At 68.0% G+C, this 20,915-nt stretch carries 14 protein-coding genes; 2 read left to right on the top strand and 12 right to left on the bottom strand.

The genetic code is table 11. The features are described 5' to 3' along the window. Positions 1 to 18: 18 nt before the first annotated feature. Complete coding sequence (locus tag Poly30_RS05180; protein ID WP_145194981.1) at positions 19 to 1,809, bottom strand: collagen binding domain-containing protein; 1,791 nt, start codon at positions 1,807 to 1,809, stop codon at positions 19 to 21. A 392-nt stretch (positions 1,810 to 2,201) separates the two neighbouring features. After that, positions 2,202 to 2,327: a hypothetical protein gene (locus tag Poly30_RS28160; RefSeq protein WP_419190988.1), complete on the bottom strand. Its 126-nt coding sequence runs from the start codon at positions 2,325 to 2,327 to the stop codon at positions 2,202 to 2,204. 582 nt (positions 2,328 to 2,909) lie between these two features. Between Poly30_RS28160 and Poly30_RS05185 the strand changes: the two genes are divergently transcribed. Then, entirely contained in the window at positions 2,910 to 3,674 is a 765-nt protein-coding gene (locus Poly30_RS05185; RefSeq protein ID WP_145194983.1) for a hypothetical protein, read from the top strand. Between the two features lie 370 nt (positions 3,675 to 4,044). Here the strand turns inward: Poly30_RS05185 and Poly30_RS05190 are convergent, their stop codons facing one another. Together Poly30_RS05190 and Poly30_RS05195 are read right to left on the bottom strand one after the other, a co-directional pair. After that, entirely contained in the window at positions 4,045 to 5,685 is a 1,641-nt protein-coding gene (locus Poly30_RS05190) for a DUF6930 domain-containing protein (RefSeq protein ID WP_145194985.1), read from the bottom strand. 6 nt (positions 5,686 to 5,691) lie between these two features. After that, positions 5,692 to 6,345: a DUF7309 domain-containing protein gene (locus tag Poly30_RS05195; protein ID WP_145194987.1), complete on the bottom strand. Its 654-nt coding sequence runs from the start codon at positions 6,343 to 6,345 to the stop codon at positions 5,692 to 5,694. A gap of 172 nt (positions 6,346 to 6,517) precedes the next feature. Here Poly30_RS05195 and Poly30_RS05200 point away from each other — a divergent pair, with 172 nt between their 5' ends. Further along, complete coding sequence (locus Poly30_RS05200; protein ID WP_145194989.1) at positions 6,518 to 10,357, top strand: Ig-like domain-containing protein; 3,840 nt, start codon at positions 6,518 to 6,520, stop codon at positions 10,355 to 10,357. A gap of 48 nt (positions 10,358 to 10,405) precedes the next feature. On the opposite strand, the gene Poly30_RS05205 is transcribed toward Poly30_RS05200, so the two are convergent. The 8 genes from Poly30_RS05205 to Poly30_RS05240 form a co-directional block, all read right to left on the bottom strand. Beyond that, a complete protein-coding gene (locus Poly30_RS05205) occupies positions 10,406 to 11,479 on the bottom strand; it encodes a hypothetical protein (RefSeq protein ID WP_145194991.1) in 1,074 nt (357 codons plus the stop codon). Positions 11,480 to 11,530: 51 nt separating this feature from the next. Beyond that, positions 11,531 to 13,657, bottom strand: coding sequence for a DUF7309 domain-containing protein (locus Poly30_RS05210; protein WP_145194993.1), 2,127 nt, complete (start codon positions 13,655 to 13,657; stop codon positions 11,531 to 11,533). A 79-nt stretch (positions 13,658 to 13,736) separates the two neighbouring features. Then, the gene (locus tag Poly30_RS05215) at positions 13,737 to 14,750 is read right to left on the bottom strand and encodes an NAD(P)H-dependent flavin oxidoreductase (protein WP_145194995.1); all 1,014 of its coding nucleotides are present in this window, start codon (positions 14,748 to 14,750) and stop codon (positions 13,737 to 13,739) included. Further along, positions 14,747 to 15,256 (bottom strand): hotdog fold domain-containing protein, encoded by a 510-nt coding sequence (locus Poly30_RS05220; protein WP_145194997.1) that lies wholly within the window; start codon positions 15,254 to 15,256, stop codon positions 14,747 to 14,749. Before Poly30_RS05220 ends, Poly30_RS05215 begins: the two co-directional genes overlap by 4 nt. A gap of 48 nt (positions 15,257 to 15,304) precedes the next feature. Then, positions 15,305 to 15,505, bottom strand: coding sequence for a DUF6435 family protein (locus Poly30_RS05225; RefSeq protein ID WP_145194999.1), 201 nt, complete (start codon positions 15,503 to 15,505; stop codon positions 15,305 to 15,307). Positions 15,506 to 15,621: 116 nt separating this feature from the next. Next, positions 15,622 to 18,264: a S8 family serine peptidase gene (locus Poly30_RS05230; RefSeq protein WP_419190989.1), complete on the bottom strand. Its 2,643-nt coding sequence runs from the start codon at positions 18,262 to 18,264 to the stop codon at positions 15,622 to 15,624. A gap of 283 nt (positions 18,265 to 18,547) precedes the next feature. Continuing rightward, on the bottom strand, positions 18,548 to 19,774 hold the full coding sequence (locus Poly30_RS05235) for a right-handed parallel beta-helix repeat-containing protein (RefSeq protein WP_145195003.1): 1,227 nt from the start codon (positions 19,772 to 19,774) through the stop codon (positions 18,548 to 18,550). Between the two features lie 94 nt (positions 19,775 to 19,868). Further along, positions 19,869 to 20,852, bottom strand: coding sequence for a PDZ domain-containing protein (locus Poly30_RS05240; RefSeq protein WP_145195005.1), 984 nt, complete (start codon positions 20,850 to 20,852; stop codon positions 19,869 to 19,871). Positions 20,853 to 20,915: the final 63 nt, after the last annotated feature.

The following is a 20,915-nucleotide window of genomic DNA, read 5'->3' on the forward strand; positions in this document are numbered from 1 at the left end:
CCCGGCGCCCGGCCGTCATCAGGGAAGCGCAGCGGTCTCACCCACGAGGACGTGGAGCGCGACCTCCTCGCCCGCCACCGTGTCCAGCAAGTACTCGCCAGCAGGCACGCGCGTGCGAAACCTCCGGCCGCCCGACGCTTCGATCCGAATCTGCCCCGCATCCCTCCAGTCCTGGAGGCTGATTCCGAAGGCCAGTGATCTCAGGCTCGCGAGCTGCTCCAGTCGGCCCTCCACGACTCCGGTTTCGAACGCCACCAGCACGTTGCGCCCGGGCAACAGATCGATCTCCCGCGCGGGCGCCCAGAGCTCGAGGCTCTCGAGTCGTGCGCGGGCACGACTTCGATCCACCAGGCCGTAGGGCTCGGTGCGGCCCTCGTCATCCGTCGACTCGTCACCGAACGAAGTGGAAAGGTCCGCTCCGATCATGCTGAGGCGGACCCCGGCGCGCGGCTTCCCATCGACCTGGCACTCCACGAGCGTCTGTGTGATGGGGCTCAGGGAAACCGTCACCACAGAACCCGCCGCGCTCAGGTCCACGGGCAGGTCGACCGCCACGACCGAGTAGTCCTCATTCGACCCGCTCATCGAGTATCGCCCGGAAGTCGCGCGCGGAACGGTCACCATCCCATCTTCTCCGCAGGCGCCACCGGCGATCCAGGTCGTGGTATCGGGCACGTGCCGCACTTCGGCGTGGAAGCCTGGCACGGGTGCGCCATCCCCATCCACGCACGCCAGCTTGAGCGGCCGCTCCATGACGGAGAGCGTGCACGTGTTTCGCCGATCCGCGGCCAGCGCCAGGGTCTCGGCGCGCCAGGCCACGGGCCAGCCGTCCTCGACGACCGTGAGGCTGACGGTCGCCGTTTTCGCATCGAGCCCGTCGAATCGGAAGACTCCGGAATCATTCGTTTCCTCGACGACGAGGACGGCGTCGCCGTTCTCGTCGCGAAAGCTGACTTGAACCGCGGCCCCGCCCAGGGGAAGTGCGTCGCGAACCTCGCGCCCGAGCCGCAGGTCGACCTCCAGCTCCTGTCCGCCGCCCACCGAGATCTCGTGCACGTCGCCGTCGCCCGGAAGCCCGCCATCGAGGTAGCGAATGCTCTCCCGTCCGTCCGGATGCCAGAGCTTGACGTAGAGCGGCACCTCGAAACGCCCGAGTTCGACCACCGCGCGGCCCGCGCCATCGAAGGCCACGGGGTCGCCTTGGTGGGTGTGGGCGATCCGGAACTGCGCAGGGTCCGTCCCCGTGGGAATGTCCACGAGCTCGAACGTCACGCGAGTCAGCGGGATGAGCTTGAACGTCCCGATGGTGAGTTCCCCGGACTCCTCGAGCTGCTCCGACCAGCGGCCGGGCAGTTCCACCTGGGACGTGACGGTGGAGTACTCGGCAAGGCTCCCGGTGATGGTCCACGTCACCTGCGCCAGGTCCTCGGCCACCACGGTCCCGCCCGGGCCCGAGAAGACCGCGCGCTCCGCGACTTCGATGCCGGCGTCCGCGAGGTCGGTGCGCAAGAAGCTCACGCGGGCGCCTTCCAGCCCGTCGCCGCTGCGCTGGTCCGCGCACAGGAGGCGCACGCCGAACGGCCTCGGCACCTCGAGCCATACTTCGACGGTCTCCTCGAGAACTTCGAAGCCGGCCATTGGCCCGAACCGGCCGTCCGTGCTCTCGAAGACGGCCTGGTACGAGCCAGCGGGCAACTCCGCCTCGATCGTCCCGTCCGAAGCGGCCCCGCGAATCATCTCCTGCTCCGGGTCCGAAGAGCAGGTCACATGAATGAAGCCCTCGGCCGCTTTGCTGTCGTCCGCAGCCACCCGCAGCGTGATCGCCGTCCATCCGGCATCCCCGGAGCCTCGATCCCCAGAACCGAGATCCCCAGAACCTGGATCCCCTGCGCTTCCGGGCGCATCGGATCCGGGATTCGCCGCCGCTGGGCCGAGCCGTCGCCGATCTGGTGAACCTGGACCAGGTCCGGGCGAGGTCAGCCCGTCACTCGTTCGCGACTCTGACGTGGCCGCCCCCTTGTGATCCGCCGCCCCACCGATTCCTTGCTCCTTCACGCGGATCTCGGGCGCTTCATGGGAGTCGGAATCCCCTGCACGAAGCCAAGCCCAGGAGTTGGCCAGGCCCCAGGCCACCACCCCGAGCGCAGAGACGCCCAAGAGGAACGTCGACCGCGTCATCCCTCGCCGTGAGCAGCCAACCATCAGGTCGTCAGACCGCCAGCGTCGTTCGAGGTGTCGGTCCTTTTCTTGCGGCGGATTCCGACACCCGTCTTGCCCGGATCGATCGAGCGGGCCGCCAGCGGCAGGAAGGCCAGCAGGATCAGCATGTTCATCGGCATTCCATTACGGGATTGAGTAGCGAGGAACAGAAGGTGTCCCATCGAACCAGGTCTGGTTCCTGGCCTCCGCATCCGAGAGGTACCGGCCGGCCTCAGGGGGGGGCGACAATGCGCTCGAGACCGGCGCAAAGCTCGCGCGCTGCGACTTCGCGGGCGGAATTGCTGCGCCGACGCTGCGCACCGCAGCAAAGGTCCTCCACCATGCTCGCCGCGAACCCCGCGTCAATCCACGGCGACAGCCACGCGAAGGAGTCAGAATCCTCGAAGACCTGCAGGATCCCATTTCGCGTCGGCTCGTCCAGGCATTGAAACTCGGTGATCAGCCCAGCCGCGCGCGAGCGAGATGGGGGGAAGGGAAGACCGAAGGGCCAGCGCGATGTTCTTGAGGGGAATCTCCATGTCCGATCCGTACCAAACGCCGCCATTTCCTGCCGCCGAGCCCTCTCCCAGCCGCACTGCCCGGTGCAGGCAGCCCCAAATTCAGTGATCCCGGGGACGGACATTCACCCACCCTTCTGTCATCGGCCCGAGGCGGCCGATAACCCCCGGAGCGGCTCCAGCCCGTTCCCCATGGCCTCCCACGAAACCCCCTCTCAAGCGCCGACCCCCAAGAGGCGCCGCCGCTGGCTCCGCTGGGTGGGCGTCGCCACGATGGGCGCGATCGCCGTGGGCAGCGGAATCCTCTCCTCCCATCTCCGTGATCATGCGGACGCGCGCCGTCAGTTCATGGAGGAGCTCACGCAGCTGGAGGTCGAGGCCACAGCCCATTCGATGACGATCTGGCGGGCTCTGACGATGCTCCTCTCCGAGGAGAAGATGCAGTTCATCCGAATCCGAGGCGAGGCCAGCGCGGCGGGCCGCGAAATCCGAGCCCACCTGACCCGTCTCACGGAATTGGAGCCGTCCGGAGCCTCGCTCACCGCTTCCCTCGGCTTCCCCCCAGACCCGGCCCCCATGGACTCCCTCACCGCGTCGACGGAGCGCTTCCTGGGAAGCGTCCAGGGCGCGATGGGCCAGATGAACCTCTCGCCGGAGCGCCTGCGAAAGCGCCTGCGTCACTGGGACATGAACTTCGGCCCGTTCCAGGAAAGCCTGCAGGCGGTGAAGGAGCGCCAGGGAGCGATCGCCGAGGCCTCGGCCACCGTCGCACGCCGGGTGACAGCGGTCTCAGGTCTCACGCGACTCCTCGCCTCGATCCTGTTCGTGTGGACCTTCAGCCGCCAAAGATTGCGCGCACCCAAGGGGCCCTCGTCCGTGGATCGACCCGAGGCTCAAATGGACGGCTTCACCGTCACGGAATCGAGTGCGGCGGCTGCTGTTGTTGAAGCTGCGTGAGTGGGCACGGTTGGCTCCTTCGACTACCGCTTCCTGACGAGCAGCTGGCTGACCACTTCGCAGTGCGCATGCGGCTCGCCGAGTGGTGGAGCCGGTGGCATTGGGGACATGGGTATGCCCAGCCTTGGCCCGCGCGTCGCTGCCTCGACGGACGTTCGGATCCTGGAAGCTCATATGGGGCTGTCGGGCGAACTTTCGCGAGCGATTCGTTCGGCCCGTCAGGCAACCTGATGAGCGAGCGGGCACCTTGAGTCGCATGAAAGACCGCCATCGACCCCATGGGGCCGGTGGCGGTCTTCTCTTGATGGCGAGGTCCCTGGCAGGCGCTCGTCAAGTCGATGGTGGTGGAGCGAGGCGGATCGCCCTCGTGCTACTCGAGCCCTAGCTCCCTCAGCATCTCCTGCCTCGGCATCCGGATCGGGCCGTTCGGGGTGCCCGCGTCCGGGTAGGTTCGAATCATTCGTTCCACGTCGGCGCGGAGTTCCGGGGACCTCGCGGCCTCTCGGTAGGTCTTGCCGCCCAGGGCGGGGACCGACTCGTCCAGGCTCGCCATCGCTCGGTCGTGGAGGAGCTGCTCCAGCTGGGCCTGGACCTCCGGGGGCACGGCCCCGGGCGCTGCGCCGGGGAAGGCGAAGGGGGAGGGGGCGTTCTCCGGCTCCGGGGTCGGGTGGATGGAGAGGAACTTCACGCCGGGAACGTGGGAGAGGAGGTCCTTCACCTTCAGGGAGCGCGGGATGGAATTGACCGACGCGAGGAGTTCGTCGCCGACCTGCTCGAAGTGCGCGAGGATCACTCCGTTCTCGAAGCCCGCCTTGCCGTTGGACGGGGCCAGCCAGGTCCAGGTGCCGTCCCCGTCGTCCTCGATTCCGTCCACGGTGCAGAGGACCGATTCGATGTCCTCGTTCGGTTCCAGGGCGAAGGACACGGTGAGCATCTCCATGGGCTCCCCGTCCGTGTTCTGCAGCATCGGCGCGTTCATCGGCGGATGGATGAAGAGCTCTCCCGTGTGCGCGCGATCGCCCACCAGGACCCCGTTCTCGAACTCGTGGCCGATGGCCTCGATCCGGCGGAGCGCGTGGTCGATCGCCATGGACGGCATCGCCGGGCCCGCCACCATCGTGAACATCCACTCGTCGGCCGGGTAGATCTCGACCATCAAGCCGAGGCCCTCTCGCGCGGACCTGGAAAGCCCGAGGTCGTGGAGGCGATGGACCTCGCCGCTCAGGACGTTCTCGAGGTCGATCCAGGCGCCCGGGTCCATCTCGACGACGCGCCCGACGATGCACCTGGCGTGGATACGCGCTTCGAGCAGGAGCAGCTGGAGCGCGGGGAGCCGGCCGTCTGTGAACACCTGCTCGGCGACCGTCAACGCGCCCCTGCGCGCCCGGTAGCGGAACACGAACCAGCTGAAGTACGCGACGCCGGGCGTCGGGTCCTCCTCGTCCTCGATGAAGGCGCGGCCACGGGCCGCGTCTCCGAAATATTGAACGAGCGGGCGGCTCTTGAGCGGTCCGTGCTTTGCCATGGCCACCTTGATGAGGTGCTCGGTGAGGCGGGTGTCCGCTTCCTTCCAGGAACCGAAGCCGTCAGGCTTGTCCAGTTCGGACGTATCGAGGATCCCCTGGGCCTCGAGACTCGCCTCCAGTGCCTCCGCCATCTGGGCCACCATGCCCATGAGCCCGGGCTGCTCCGAATCCACTTCCACCGCGATGGAGAGCTCGTCCAGCGCGGAACGCAGCTGACGCGCCGGGCGCGGGCTCTGGAACACGATCGCGCGCGGCAATCCGGCGCCTTCTTCCCCCTTCAGAGGGCCCGCTTCGAAGAGGTTGAGCAGGGCGTTGGCGAGCTCATCCGGGTTGCCCTCGGCGATCATCTTCGGTTCGTACATCGATCCCGAGCGGTGGTCCAGCACCAGGAGGATCTCCTTCGGCAGCGCGTCGTTCTTGATCGGAGGAGCTGGCATCAGAACCGCGCCCCAGGTCGAGCCCGTGCGCGGGGCCGCCTTCGTCACGTCGTACTAGGCCTGGGTGAGCACCGGGGTCCGGACCTCGCGCTCCTCCTCGCGGCGCGGCGGCGGCCAGGTGCGGACCGAGTCCAGGACGTGGGCCTTCTTGCCCTTGCCCTCCAGGGTGAGCTCCAGGGTGCGCCGCTTCCAGTCCCACTCGCGCTGCTGGAGCTGGCCGGAGGAGGCGGCCATGAGCAGCGTTCGCAGGATCGTCTGCATGATCCGCAGCTCCGGGCGCGTCATCGGGCGCGAGGGCTCGCCCACGCACTTGCCCACGAAGATCGGCGCGGCCGAGTTCTTGCCGAACACGCGGCCCGACTGATGGAGCGGGCGCAGGAAGTCAGGGTCCACCTCGGTCGGGATCTCGAAGCTCAGGAGCAGGAGATCACAGGGGGCGTCCGACGCGAGCCTCCCGCCCGTGAGGATGACCTCTTCGAAGCCCTCCATCGCGTGCTCGCCCCGCAGGGCCGACACGCCGAGTTCCACGCCCCCGTGCCCGAGCACGAAGCAGACGAGCGGATGCTCCTCGCCCTCCACGCGGATCGAGATGGGGTCGGCGGAGTCCACGTGGTGCCAGAGCCGGCGCTTGTGGAACTCGACCGCGGTCTCGACGACGTCGACGAAGAGCCTGTCCTTGCCGTCCTTCTTGGGGGTCTTCTTGGCCATGGTGGAATTGGAATCGGACGGGCAGCGTGTGTCCACCGCCTGAGAGAGGTGCCCGGGGAGTCTAGCGGGTCGGGGCCCTCGGAAATCTCTCAAGGAAGTTGCTGGCGTCGACGAGACATTCGTTCTCAACCCTACCCCGGTCCACCCCCCGTCCACCCCCGGGCGCCACCCCATGAGCATCGCTCGACCGAAGCATCGCGCTTCCTTCCTCTCCCTCGCCGCCCTCGCGGCCCTCTCCGCTTGCAGTGGAGGGGATTCGAACCCCGGCGAACCCGAGTTCGTCACGATCTCCGGCACCATCCTCGGGCCTGGGTACAGCGCGACGGGCGCCACGGTCGAACTCACGAGCGGAACGAGGTCCTACCTCGGGTCCGTCGACCTGAGTGGCGAGTATCGGATCTCCGGGATCGCCGAGGGCGTCTACGAGCTCGTGATCGACGGCTCCACCGTCATGGAGCCCGATGGCTCGCGCGTGCACGAACTCGCGACGCTGCGCATCGATCAGTTTTCCGTCGTTCCGGGCGCCATGCCGTTCGGTACCAGCGTCTTGACGCTGCCCGAGGTCGGAGCGTCGCTCCAGCTCGAACTCGACGAGTTCGGGCAGGGCGTCGTCCTCGCTGGCACGGAGCTGGCCATGCCGGATGGCGGGCCCGCCCTTCGATTCGTGCGAAGCGCCGTCGTCACCTTCCCCGAGGGCTCGAACGGAACCCTCTCGATCTGCGAGACGCGCCCCGAGGCGGCGGTGGCAGCGTTCCAGTCGGAAGTGAACAGTCCGGTCGGAGGCCTCTTGATCCAGCCCCAGGGGGTCAGCTTCGACTTCCCGCCGACGCTGCTCCTCCCGAACCGCGGAGGTCTGGCGCCCAACACCACGGGCGTCGAGATCCTGGGTCTCGGGCCTGACGGAACGGGTGTCACGGTCGTGGGGACCGGCACCGTCGATCCGGATGGACGCTACATCCTGCCGGACGCGGGCGCCTCGCTCGCAGAGAGCCGTGGGGCCGCCGAGGAGTCCAACTTCTTTCGGGCGATGATGATAGCGCGGTTCCCGCACCTGTATCCGAGCGGCACCGTCACCGGCACCCTCAAGGACACGTCAGGCGCAGACCTCACCGATGTCCGCGTGATCGTACAAGGTGCCGACACCCGACAACTCACCGCTTCGGGCTCCTTCACCTCGGGGATCAGGCTCACGGGTTCCGATGCTCGCGTGAACGTGACGGCCGTCGGAGCAGGGCACCTGCGCGGCTTTGGCACCGCGTCCGGTTACCAGAATCAGGCGGTGAACGTGGACCTCGTCCTCGAGCCGATGACGGACGTCCCGGGCGCGCCGACCGTGGTCTCCAGCGCACCCGCTGACGACGCGACGGATGTGCCGCTTCGCTCGATCATTCGCGTGAACTTCAACGAGTTCATGGATCCCGGCTCCTTCCACTCGGGACTGGCGGTGGTCCCGAGTTCCCGGTTCCAGGGTGACAACGGCCGCTTCGACTTCGGTGGGAGAGTCCGCGGCGAGCCCTTCATCCAGGCGGGCCCATCCGGAAGCGTGGTCGGCTTCGTCCTCGACCAGCCGCTGGAGGCCCAGACCGAGTACGCCATCCTCGGAACCAGCGACCTCCTCGACGCCTTCGGCACCCGCTTCACGCCCGAAGCTCCGATCGTGATCTCGGTCCCGCCGCCGAACTATTCGGTCATCGCGCGCTTCACGACCGAGGCAGAAGATTCAGGTCCCGTGATCGGCGTGAACACTTCGCCGAACACGGCGACGACGATCGAACGTCACGAGACTCTCCAGGCGTACGCCTCGGTCACCGAGATCGCCACCTCCTTCGCGCTCCCGAACACGAGGCCGACCTGGGCGTCGAGCCACCCCAGCGTGGCGACGATCTCCTCAAACGGACTGATTCAACCCAGGGGCGCGGGCACCACCACGATCACAGCCAGCGCCGCTGGCGAGTCAGCCCAGTTCGACCTGACGGTGAACCCGCCCGCGATCGATCGGATCGATCTCTCGATTGCGAGCGATGCTGCGATCATCGGTCGGTCGCTTCTCGCCACCGCCGTTCCCTACCACGCATCCGACTCCGCGTTCGAGGGTCTGCCGCTGACGTGGGCCTCCAGCAACGAGGGCATCGCGACCGTCAACGCATTCGGCCAGATCGAAACGCTGGCCGCTGGTACGACCGAGATCTCGGTCCACGTCACCGGCGACACCGTCACGGCCACGCGGACGATCCACGTGTATCAACTGAACGAGATCGATGACGTGGAGCTCGCGGCCGGGCTCCGAGCCGTCGATGTCGGCTACTTCGGCACGCTGGAATCGCGGGTCTACGCGGGGTCCAGCGAGGTGTTCGGTCTCCCCGTCACGTACGCGTCGTCGAACCCCGCGGCCCTGACCATCGGCTCGTCCGGTACGTCCTTCGAGGCCGTCGCCGAGGGCGTGACGGTTCTCACCGCGACCGTCGAACTCGGTGCCACCGACCTCACGCGTGACTTCACGGTGACCGTGTTCCCGGCGGGCAGCTCTTCGGTGAAGGTGCTCGGCGGCGGGAAGGCCACCGATCCGGCGGTGGGCGAGCTCGTCATCCGCCACGATGCGACCTCGGGCGCTTTCGCCGAGGCCATCGAGACCGATTCCATGGGCGTCGCTTCGTTCGAGACGCTCGCGAGTTCGACGATGTCGTTCTCCACGGCAGAGGTAGCCGGGAACACGACTCGCTTGCGCAGCTACTTCGGCGTTCCGCGCAGCATGACGACGATCAGCGGCGGACGCGCGTCCGGCGATCCCGTCATCCAGCTCAATGCTTCGAACGTTCCCCAGGGCACGGACCTCATCTCGGGCTCGGCGGGGCGCTTCGCGTTCCCCGAGGACCTCGTGGGCCCGGCCCAGCCGGCCTCGCTCCTCGGCGTGTCGCTGGGCCAGCTCCAGGACGATGGCCTCGTCTCGGCGTTCGTCGCCGTGCAAGACTCGCCCAGCGATCCGGTCTGGGAGGCGCCGTCCGACGTCCCGTCGGCGGCGGGCTTCCTGCTGGACGCGGATCCGGCGCTGCTGAACGGCACGATGCAGACGATCTCCGTTTCCTCGGGCGCGCTCACGATGATCCCGTTCGGGTTGACCGTCCCGACCTATAGCTTCGCCCCGGCCGGCGGTGTCGTCCGGCGCAGCGGGGTGCTGTTCTCGCAGCGCTTTGGCGTCGGCTTCGAGAACATTGTCGGTCACTCGACGCTGGCGCTTCCCACGGGCTGGGACGCTGCCTTCGTGGTCCACCAGATGTCGGGTGCGTTCACCACGCGCCAGTACACGACCTTCACATCCGTTCCGAGCACGTCGGTCCAGGTGTCGCCGCGCGACCTCAGGCTGTCGGACGTCGCATGGGCGGGCGGCTCGCTCTCCTGGACGCTGGCCGGCGCGGACGCGAGCACGCTGGACATCGGACGGGCGAAGGTCGCGTACACGACGCTCACTGGCAAGCGGGTCGATTGGACCGCCTGGTTCGATCCGAGCGCGACGTCCGTGAGCGTTCCGGGGCTGCCGACCTCCATGTCGGACGTGCGGACGAGCTACGACCTGATCGAGTACGAGCTGGAACTCTTCGCGCTGGAGAACGTGAGCGGTTACCCCGCCGCGATCCAGGCGATCAGCGCGTCGAACGGCAGCCTCGAGCAGGCGATGCTCGACGGCGGCATCGACGCGCACTCCGTGACGGTGGAATCGAACGCTGGCGGCGGCGGAACCGGCGGCTCGACCGACTGGAACCTCTCGTTCACGATCGACATCTTCGGCACCGGTACGGTGACCGCGGACACCGGCAGCGGCCCCATGACCGTCACGGATGGGCAGACGCTCGTGATCCCGGACGGCACGAGCGTGACCGTGACCGCCACGGGAACGAACGGCTCCGTGGTCGTTTACATGGAGACGCCTGGCGACTTCTTCTTCGACGGCAACCCCTCCGAGACGTCCACGTTCACGATGGACGCGGACGGCACGGTCACCGTGGAAATCCAGTAGGTCGGCGCCCCGGGGCTGGATCTGGAGCGCGAGGCTCAGAAGGTCCAGCTACTCGCAACACCCTCCGAGGTGGTCCTCCGACAGGTTGGCCTCCTCCAGGACGGCCGAGATCTGGGCGAGGCGGGCCAGAAGATTGGACTTGTCCGGGTCCACGGTGACCTCGATGGAGAGGTCTTCCAGGGCGGCGCGCATCTGGCGCATCGGGCGCGGGTTCACAAAGGCGATCTTCGCGGGCAGGCCGGGGCTGCCCTCCCCGTGCCTGGGGCCCGCTTCGAACAGGTAGGCGAGTGCCTCGGCCAGCTCGTCCGGGTCGCCCTCGACGACCACCCCCGGCTCGTAGATCGATCCCGTTTCGGTGTCCTGGACCAGCAGGAGCTCCGCGGGCCTGGGGTCCCCTTCGACCGGCGGCGAGGGGACGAGCATCAGGTCCCACTTCGCACCCGTGCGGGGTGCGGAGCTCGTCACGTCGTGCCAGCGCTGGGAAAGGGTCGGCCGTCGCACCTCGCGCACTTCTTCCGGCCGCGGCGGCGGCCACGTGCGGGTCGAGCGGATGACGGTCGCCTTCTTCCCCTTGCCCTCCAGCGCGAACTCCACCGTCTGGCGCTTCTCGTCCCATGGCAGCTGGTGCATCTGGTCGGAGACGACGGCGGCCACCAACGTCTTCAGGACCGCCAGCATAAGTCGCAGCTCCGGCCTCGTCATCGGGCGCGAAGGCTCCCCCGGGACCTTGGTCAGGAAGATCGGTGCGAGTGAGTGGTGACCGAACACACGGCCGGAGCCCTGGATCGGCCGCAGGTACTCGCGCTCCATCTCGATCGGTTTCTCGAAGCTCAGGAGTGGCGTGTCGCAGGGCGCGTCCGCCGCCAGTCTTCCTCCGACGAGGAGCACCTCCTCGAAGCCCTCACATGCCAGCTCGCCGCGGAGCACCGACATCCCGATCTCCGCCCCCGAGCTCCCGAGCATCGCCGCCCGCGGCGCCTTCACCGTGCCCGTCGGGCCTGTGGCATCCGGGAAGGTTCGGATCATCCGCTCCACCTCCTGGCGCATCGCAGGGTCCTTGGCTGCCTCTCGAGGCGTCTTGCCGCCGAGGGCCGGGATCTCCTCGTCCAGCCAGCCCAGCATGCGCTGGTGGAGGATCGTCTCCAGCTGCGCCGCGACCTCGGGCGGGAGGCCCTAAGAGCCGCTTCCGGAGAAGCCCAGGCCCATGTCGCTGGGTGGCGTCATCCCCGCCGGACGCTTCCCGGGTGGTGGCGTCGGGGTCGATCTCGTGTGGGCGTAGCGCAGGCCACGGAGGGAGCCGAGCTGTTCCTTCACCGCGAGCGCGCGCTTGCCCGAGTCCACGTGGGCCAGGAGTTCGTCGGCCACGACCTCGAATTCAGCCAGCACCAGGCCGTCCCCAGGGGATGAGGAGCCTGCGTCGAAGGTACCGAATGGGTCGGAGGTCTCCCACTCTTGGACCATGGCCCACGTGCCGTCGGAGTTCATCGAAACCTCGGGCAGCTCCTCGAGGAGCGCGGCCACGTCGGTCCCCGGCTCGATCTTGAACGTCAGGGTCATCGGCTCGATGACGTCGCCGTCCTGGTTCCTGACAATCGGCATCGGCACCTCGAACAGGTAGAGCTCGCCCAGCCCGCTGCGATCCCCGACCATGCAGCCGTCCTCGAACTCGATCCCGCGCGACTCCAGCTGCTGCAGCGTCTGCGGTATGGCGAAGGGCGGGATCGATGGGCCCACCAGAGAGGCGAAGGTCCACTCCTTCACCGGGAAGAGCTCCACGATCAGACCGTCGTTCACGCTCGCGGTCTTCGACATCGTGAGGTCGTGCACCGTGTGCCTCTCGCCGGTCAGGCTGTTCTCGATCTCCAGCGACGCGCCCGGGTCCGTCGACACGACGCGCCCGACGATCGCCTTCGCTTCGATCCGCGCCTCAAGGAGGGTCTGCTCGAGGAGGCCGAGTCGTCGCTGGTCGCGGAGGCGTTCGGCCACCGTCGGCGCGCCGGGCCGCGCCCGGTAGCGCAGCAGTATCCAGCCAAGGTACGTATCGATGGCCCCGTGCTCGCGCCCATGCTCCAGGAGCTCCATGCCCTCGATCGCATCACCGAAGAATCCCGCGAGGAGTCGCTCCTTGAACATCGTGGTCTTGGTGATACGGCCTGCCCTGAAAAGGCTCTCCGTCAAGCGCTTGTCCGCCGCCTTCCACTCATGGATCGAGTCGGGGCCGCCATCGGAGAGGCTGTCGGGTTCCCGCTGGTAGAAGCTCTCCCGAAGTCGGTTCACGGCTTCCACCAGCTCCTCCTGATCGGGATCGACCGTGAACTTCACGCCGAGAGCGTCGAGGGCGGTGCCGAGCTGAAGCGCGGGGCGCTTCTGGAGGAAGTTCACCTGCTTCGGGAGTCCAGGCCGGTGGTCGTCGTCGGGCAGCTCTGCCTTGAACAGCTCCAGGAACGCATCGGCCAGCTCCTCGGGGTGGCCTGCCTCGACGATCTGCGGGGTCAGCATCAAGCCCGTCCGCTCGTCGCGGGCCAGGACGACCTCCAGGTCCCTCGGATCGTTCTCGATTCCCGGCGAGGCCAGGGTCGCCACGCCCCAGACGCAGTTCGTTGGCTCCGCTGCCGCCGTTTCGTCGTACCAGCGCTTGCCCAGGACCGCCGATGCCACCGTGGATTCCGTGCCTGCGTCCTCACTCTCCCCGTCGCCGCTCTCCGGCCAGACCACGACCGAGTCATGGACCTTCGCCTTCTTGCCCTTGCCCTCCAGGGACAGCTCCAGGACCCGCCGCCGCCAGTCCCATCGGCGCGGGATGAGCTTTCCGCCTGCCGAGGCCAGGAGCAGCGCCTGCAGCACCACGAGAACGAGCCGGATCCCCGGCCGGGACATGGGACCCGGCTTCTTGCCGAGCGCGGCCTCGACGAAGCTCGGGACCGAGGCGTCCTTGCCAAAGACGCGGCCCGAGCCCTCGATCGGGCTCAGGAACTCCGGGGGCAGGGAAGAGCGCGGGTCGAAGGTCATCGAGAGCAGCTCGCACTCGTACCCGGGGTCGACGGCCCCGCCCGCGAGCAGCACGTCCTCGAAGAACCTCATGGCGTTCGGGCCGCGAATGATCGAGACCCCGACCTCCATGCCCGCACTCCCGAGCACCGACACGATGAGGGGGTGCTCCTCGCCTTCGAGCCGGACCGAGATCGGATCGTCCGAGTCCGCGTGTTCCCAGAGGCGGCGGCTCTTGAAGGCCATCGCTGCGGCGATCAGGTCGACGAAGAGCTTGTCCTTGCCGTCCTTCTTGGGAGTCTTCTTGGCCATGGAGGGCATTGGAGCGGATTCCGCGGGCGCAGCCCGGGCGATATCTTGCCCACTCCGATGACGCGCCTCGCGAAGGCTCTTATCGGGGGCTCTCTTCGGGGGCCCGCGCTGCCTTCCACGCGGCATCGAAGCGTTTCACCACGGCGGCCGCTGGCTCCACTCCGTGGATACCGCCCACGCTCTTGCCCGCCTGCCACACGTCGCTGTAGCTGACGCCCTTCTTGATCGAGTGCTTCAGCTCTCGCAGGGACTTCAGCGCGTAGATCGTTCGCATCCAGTGCTTCGTTCTGCGGCCCTTGAGGAGGCGGCGCGCGATCGGGCCCGCCTTCGTTCCGACCTTCTGGACGAGCGGCGTGTTGATCACCGAGACCGGCACGCCCGAGAGGCGCTCCGTCAGGACGATGTCCGACTCCTCGGCTCTCAGGATCGCGTCCCAGTAGTCCTGGTGGACCTTGCACTCGTTCGTGGCGATGAAGCGCGTGCCCATTTGGACCGCGCCGTAGCCGATCGACATGGTCTCGACGTAGCGGACCTCGTCGCCGACGCCGCCGGCTGCCACGAGGGGGAGGCCGAGGGGGGAGAGGGTGTCGAAGAGCTCCTGCGGCGACTTCGTGCCCGCGTGACCGCCCGCGCGGCCGTTCACGCAGATCAGGCCATCCACGCCCGCGTCCTTCGCCTTCTGCGCCCACTTCAGCTCCGTCACGTCATGGAAGACGATCCCGCCCGCCGCGTGCACCTTCTCGACGGCCCAGTCCGGATTGCCCAGCGCGGTCACGAAGAAGCGCACGCCTTCCTCGAGCGCGATGTCGATCCAGCTGCGCATCCGGTTCTCGTACGACTTCGCCGACTTCTCGATGATCGCGTTGAAGCCGAAGGGGCGGCCGCCGCTCAGCGTCTTGATCTCCTGGATGCCCTCGCGGAAGTCGCGGCCGTGCACGTAGATGAGCGAGAGCGGCTGGACGATCGCCATCGCTCCCGCCGCGGCCACCGCGCCCACGAGTTCGGGGTTGCTGCACGGGTACATGGCGCCGCAGATGAGCGGCACCTCCGCGCCGGTGAGGCGACAGAATTCGTCGGCCGGGTGCTCGCTCATGATTCCTTCCTCCCCGGAGCTTCTTTTCGGGTGCCGCCCTGGGTGGGCACAGGTCCCACACGCCAGTTCACGCTGACCGTCGCGACCTCGTCACCCTCGGCGTCCATGATGTGCGCGATCACGGTGATGTCGCGCTCGGCGTTGTCCGTGGGCGGGTTCGCCTCGCAGGTCGCGATCAGCCGTCCGCGCGCCTTCTTCCGGTACTCGATGGAGAGCCCCTTGACGATCCCGCGCGCGTCGGGCGGCAGGCCGGTGAGCAATGCCAGCCCGCTCGACACCTCGCCGAGGTTCACCAGCGCGATCGCGTGGATCGAGCGCAGGTGGTTGCGGACCCGCCGGCGGTCGTCCATGGCGACCTTGCACCGTCCGGGCTCCAGCTCGAGGATCTTCGGCCGGATGGTGCCCGAATAGGGAACCGCGATCCCGAGGGCCTTGCTGAAGAGCGCGCGCTTCAGGGCCGAGCCCTTCGCGCTTTCCCAGCGGGCCAGAATGTCAGCTCCGTTCATGCTCCTACCTTATCGGAGCCCGGGAGCCATCCGATAAGGCGGGGTGCGTCAACCGCTCCTTTTCTTCGTATCGGTTCCCGCAGCAATCTCGGCCTCCACGAGCCTCTTCTCCAGCTCATCGGCCTCTTCGGACTTCGCCGCGAACCCGCGGATATCGCCCTTGCGCTGCAGCTCGATGGCCTCGGCCATGCACGCCTCGTACTCCTTGCGGAGCCGGGCAACGGGGTCTTTTCTCCAGAATGCAAACATCTCATCCAGCGCTTCGCGGGGAGCGGCGCGTTGGATGAGACTCTACGGAATGTTCCCAGCGGCGGAGACCCGGGGACTTCCCTGTCGGGCCCGGGTCTCCGTCCCGATTCCGGGAATCAGTTCACCGATACCGTGTCGATACACATCCCGTCGGAGCTGATCGGGTAGTTGTCATATTGCTGGAATTTCACCACGAAGGTCCCGGTCAGGGCGACGCCGTTGCTGGCGGCCAGCTGGTCGAGGTCAAGGGTCACCGCCTGCCACGAGTTCGACGGGGTCGAGCCCCCGTAGAGGTTGTAGATCTTGGTGAAGGTCGCGCCCCCGTTGCTGGAGATGAACACGCCGTCCTGGGTGTGGCTCTCGTCGTTGAAGTGCTTCCACCGGAAGGAGAGCGTCGCCTGGGATGTGCTGCCGAGGTTCAGCTTCAGCCACGCCTCGTTCTGACTGTAGGAGCCGCCGCTGACGGAGTCGTCCATCGTGAGATGGTGCGTGCCCGCCTGGGGGCCGTTCGCCGTCGTGACGCGGATGCGACCCTGGGCGCCTTCAGTCACCTGCCAGTACGAGTCGAGCGAACCCGTGTCGAAGCCGGTCGAGTAGGGGAGGTTGGCGTATCCAGGGCTGCCGCCGCCGCCGCCGCCGCCATCGGAGGCGGTGACGGAGACCTCGTCGAAGGCGAAGCCGTCCGAGTTGACCGGGTAGTTGTCGTACTGCTGGAACTTCACCACGAACGTGCTGGAGAGCGGAAGGCCCGCACTCGCTGCGAGTGCGTCGAGGTCGAGGTTCACCAGCTGCCAGGTGTTGTTGGTCGTCGACCCGCCGTTCAGGTTGTGCACCTTCACGTAGGAGCCGCCGCCGTTGCTGGAGAAGTAGATGCCGTCCTGGCTGTGGGTCTCGTCGCCGATCTCCTTCCAGCGGAAGCTGAGCGCGACCTGGGACTCGCCGCTGAGGTCGAGGTGCAGCGCGGCCTCGTTCTGGCTATAGGTGTTGTTGCCGGTGGTGTCGTCCATCCGGAGGTGGCGCGAGCCAGCGAACGGCGCGTTGGCCGTCGTGATGACCACGCGGCCCTCGGCGCCGAGCGCCACGGTCCACGAGTCGTCGAGCGTGCCCGACTCGAAGCCGGTGGAGTAGGGGAGCGACGCGTAGGTCGGGCCCGTGCCGCCGCCTCCGCCGCCACCCGAGGCGACGGCCGCCTGGGCGTTCACCATGCCGTAGCCCGTGTAACGGTCCCAGCCTGCGCCCGATTCGACGCTCGTCACGTCATCGCAGGTCGAGGTGAGCTGCGCGCGCACCTGGGCCGGCGTGAAGCCCGGGTTCTTGGAGAGGATCAGGCCGCAGACGCCCGCCGCGTACGGCGTCGCGCACGACGTGCCGTTGAAGTAGCCGCTGTAGTTGCCCGAGTCGTAGCCCGCGGAGCCCTGGATGTCGGTCGTCGGCAGGATCGTCGGCGCGATCACGTCGACGGCGCCCGCGGCGTCCTGGGAGTTCGGACCGTAGTTGGAGCCCCACCAGCGCTCGCCGTCGCAGGTGTAGCCGTTGGGGTCGGCGGTGACGCCGGGGTTGAGCTCGCTGGAGAGGTTCGACGCGCGCTTGCGCTCGCCGCACGGCGACGCGGCGCCGACGCCGATCACGAGCTGGTGGTTGGCCGGGAAGTCGATGGTCGACTTGTTGCTGTTGGCCGTCGCCGCCAGGATCGTCACGCCCGCGTTGTTCGCGTAGGTGATCGCGCTGGAGGTCGTCGGCTCGTTGGTGGTCGCGGCGCCGAGGCTGAGCGACGCCACGTCCGCGCCGTTATCGGCCGCGTGGATCAGGGCGTTGGCGATCGAGCTGAAGCTCATGCTGCCCGCGCTGTTCGCCACCTTGAGCGGCATGATCGAGCAGCCGCCTGCGGCGCCCGCGACGCCGATGCCGTTGCCGTTGATCGCAGCCGCGACGCCGGCGCAGGCAGTTCCGTGACCGGCCTGGGCGGAGTTATCGGTCGGGTTCGAGTCGTTGTCGCCGTAGTCGTAGCCAGCGACCTGGCGCAGGTCGGGGTGGCCTGCGTCCACGCCGGAGTCGATGATCGCGATGACCACCGAGGCCGATCCGTGACCCTGGGTGCCGTCCCAGGCCGCCTGGGCGCTGGAATCGAAGCCGGGGGTGCCGACCGGGGATCCGCCGGGGTGCCCGCCGCAGCCCCAGCAGAAGTCGAGCATCTGCCCGGTGTTGTTGTGACCCCAGTGCGCGGAGTGCAGGGGATCGTTCGGCACGTCCATGGGGAACGCCGTGAGGTCCGGGTTCGCGTCCTGGACGCTGTCGAGGGCGCGCAGGCGCTGGCTGAGGGCCTCGATATCGACGCGCGCGTCGACCTCGGCCATGTACCAGCGATCGAGCCCGAGTTCGTCGCGCATCACCTCGTTCTGGGCATCGATGAGGGCGCGCCGCACGTCGGTGACGCCAGCGGCGATCAGCTCACGATCGAGCTCCGGGATGCCCGTGACGGGCGCCGCCGTGCGGCCTGTCGGCTGGTACTGCGGCTCGAGGTCCGAGGCGTCGCGTGCGCGCGCTGTGACCTGGATGAGCACTCGGCCGGGTGCGTAGAGCGCGACTTCCTGGGCGGGTGCGTTCGGGCCCGACTGCACGGGAATGAACGTGCGCGTCGGGATGGGAGTGACAGGTTCTGGGTTCGTCGTCTGTGCGAAGAGAGGAGTGCTGCTGGCAGCGGCGCTGGCGATTGCAAGTACCAGCGGAACGGTGGCCGCGTGAAGAGGCTGGAGAAGCATAGGCTCCTGGGGCAAGGGAGAGGCGAAGTGGAAAAGAGCGTCGCCGACCCACATCGGCGACACAGGTCCGACGCTAGGTGAGGTCTCCGTATCCCGCAAGGGGGCAATTCCCGAGCTGCTTCGCGAATCCTTCATGGGGCAAGGCGCGCCCGTTGCATGGAAGAAGCGAGGCGTCCCACCAGTGGGACGCCTCGCTTCTCGAAGGCTCTCTCGATGCTCGATGAGCGGCTCTCTCGAAGAGCTGAAGTCTTGCGCGCGGGACTTCTCCTGGATTCCTCTGCGTCTATCGAACGATGATCGCGGTGGCGTTCGACATCTCGAGTCCGTTGATGGCGCTGTCCCGTTCCGTCTGAAGGAACATGACCGTGCCGCGGGTGAGCGGGCCGGGGACCGCGAACGGAATCGTGATCTCGCCGGAGATCGGCACGGTGCCGAGCGGGGCCGAGCGCGCGCGCTGGACGAGCAGAGGGATGCGGCTGCCCATCACGGGGATCGAGACGGGGATGCGTCCGAGGATGATCGTGAGCTGGCCGCCCGCGCCGGAGCGCATCGTCATCGTGACCGGGCTGCCCGGGAGGAACGTCGTCCCCGTGAGATAGAAACCGGGAAGCGTGGCCCCACCGTTGTAGGCCGCGCCGCAGGTGAAGTTCTCGACCGGGCCCTGGGCGTTGCTGTTCATCGGCTCGTTGCCGCCGCTGATCATCGTGTCCCAGCGGTCGTGCAGTCCGCCGCACGAGCGGAAGCCCGTACCGTTCGGCGCGTCGCCGAAGGGCTGGGTCAGGTCGAGGCCGCCGCCGCCGCCCATGACCGTGGAGCCGACGAGGCGGATGTCCGAGCTGTTGACGCTGAGGCCGTTACCACCGAGGCCGGCCTGGCCCGGAGCGGCGGGGTCGGTGTAGTCGCCGCCGCGTCCGCCGGTCACGGTGGTGCCAGTGAAGTGGACGAACGAGCTGTTGACGGCGGTCAGTCCGTGCTGGCCGTTGTCACGGTCGGACTCGGGGCCGGCCTGGATGAGGCAGTCGTCGAACTGAACGCGCGAGGCGGAGATCTCGACCAGCGCAGGGCCCGTGGCGAGCGGCGGCGCGGCGACGAGAGCGCGCACGCGCACGTCGTCGCAGGCGGCGGCGCGGAACGACGAGTGTCCGGCGGTGACGGTCAGCGCATCGAGGAGCACCGTGCCGGCGCACGTGCTCATGATGAGGCGCTCCAGCTCCAGGTCCGTCACGACGGTGGTCGAGCTCGCGGGCAGGTTGATGATGCGGCTCTCGCCCGTGACGACGACGCCCGCCTCGCCCATGAGTCGCGTGGGGCGAACCAGGTCGAAGCGGCCGTAGGTGCCTGGCCGAACGTCCACGCGGTCCAGGGGCCCTGCGACCGCAAGAGCCGCCGCAATCGTGCTGTGGGTGACGCCGGCCCCCGGGTCATCGTCCACCACGAAGACGGCCTGAGCCGAGGCGAGCGGCACCAGGGACGCCAGGGACGCGACGAGAGCGAGGGGCACGAGAGGCATCGAGCGGATTTTCATGGCAGAACGAGGCAGATGGCAGGGGCGAAGCGGCGCAGGTTGGGTCTTCCGGGACGCTGCGTCAGCGTCCCCTTGGAGACTATCTGAGCGAGATCGGGATCGGGATGATTTCCACGGCGCCGGCGTTCCAGACTGCGACGCGGACGGTCGAGCCAGGACTCACGCTCAGTCTCCACCATGCGTGGAAGTGATCGATCGACAGGAAGTCTCGCTTCGACTCCGTACCCAGGACGATCAGGCCCTCGTGGATCCCGGCGGCGGCCGCCGCCTTCCCGACCTTCTGGTTCTCGCCCCAGGTGACGAGGTAGTCGACCTCGAACGCGAAGGTGCCTGCGGGCAGGCCGACTTCGGCGAGCTGGTCTGCGTTCAAAACAGGGCCGCCGAAGCCGGGCGCAGGGGAGAGGCCCCATTTCGAAGGACGCCACGCAAATTCTGCGGGCGTGTAGGTCTTCCAGCCTGCGGGGAGCTCGACGTTGGCGAGTCGCGGCGCGGCTTCATCCGCGCGCTCGAAGGGCAGCGCGAGCGCGGTCGCGGCGTTCGGGAGACCGTTCAGCACCGCCATCAGGTCGGTCGCGGTGGCAACGCTCGTCAGGCGGTCGCCGGAGCGCAGACCCGCGCGCGCCGCAAAGGAGTCGGGCGCGACGGCCGTGATCAACGCCTGGTCATCGCGATCGAGATCGAGGCCGATCTTCGACGGTGGCGGGTAGACCCAGAGGTCATCGCGCGTCCAGGTGTCGAGGTACTGCGCTTCGATCCGTAGCGCGGGGAGCGCCGAGTGACAGTGGATGCACGCGCCCTTGTCGCGTTCGGCGAACGAAGGGATCGAGTCGATCGTGATGGGCTCCTCGGAAGTCGTCGGGATCTCCCGGGGCTCGTGCTGACGATGGGCTTCGAGGCTGGCGGTGAGGAAGCGGCGGTAGGAAGCCTCGGTGAGCCAGTGATCCGGCTCGCGGGAGTCCCGTCCGCCATAGCGATGGAGGACGGTGCCATCGGGATGCACGGTCAGGACCGCAAAGGTCAGATCCCAGTCGAAGGTCCAGCGTGAGAGGTCGATGCCGCGCATGTCGGTGACACGCAGGGGGACGAAGTCGGCGTAGAGCTTCGCGAGTTCAGGAGTGGGGCGACG

The organism is Saltatorellus ferox (genome assembly GCA_007751475.1).
In the GTDB taxonomy this organism is placed as follows: domain Bacteria; phylum Planctomycetota; class UBA1135; order UBA1135.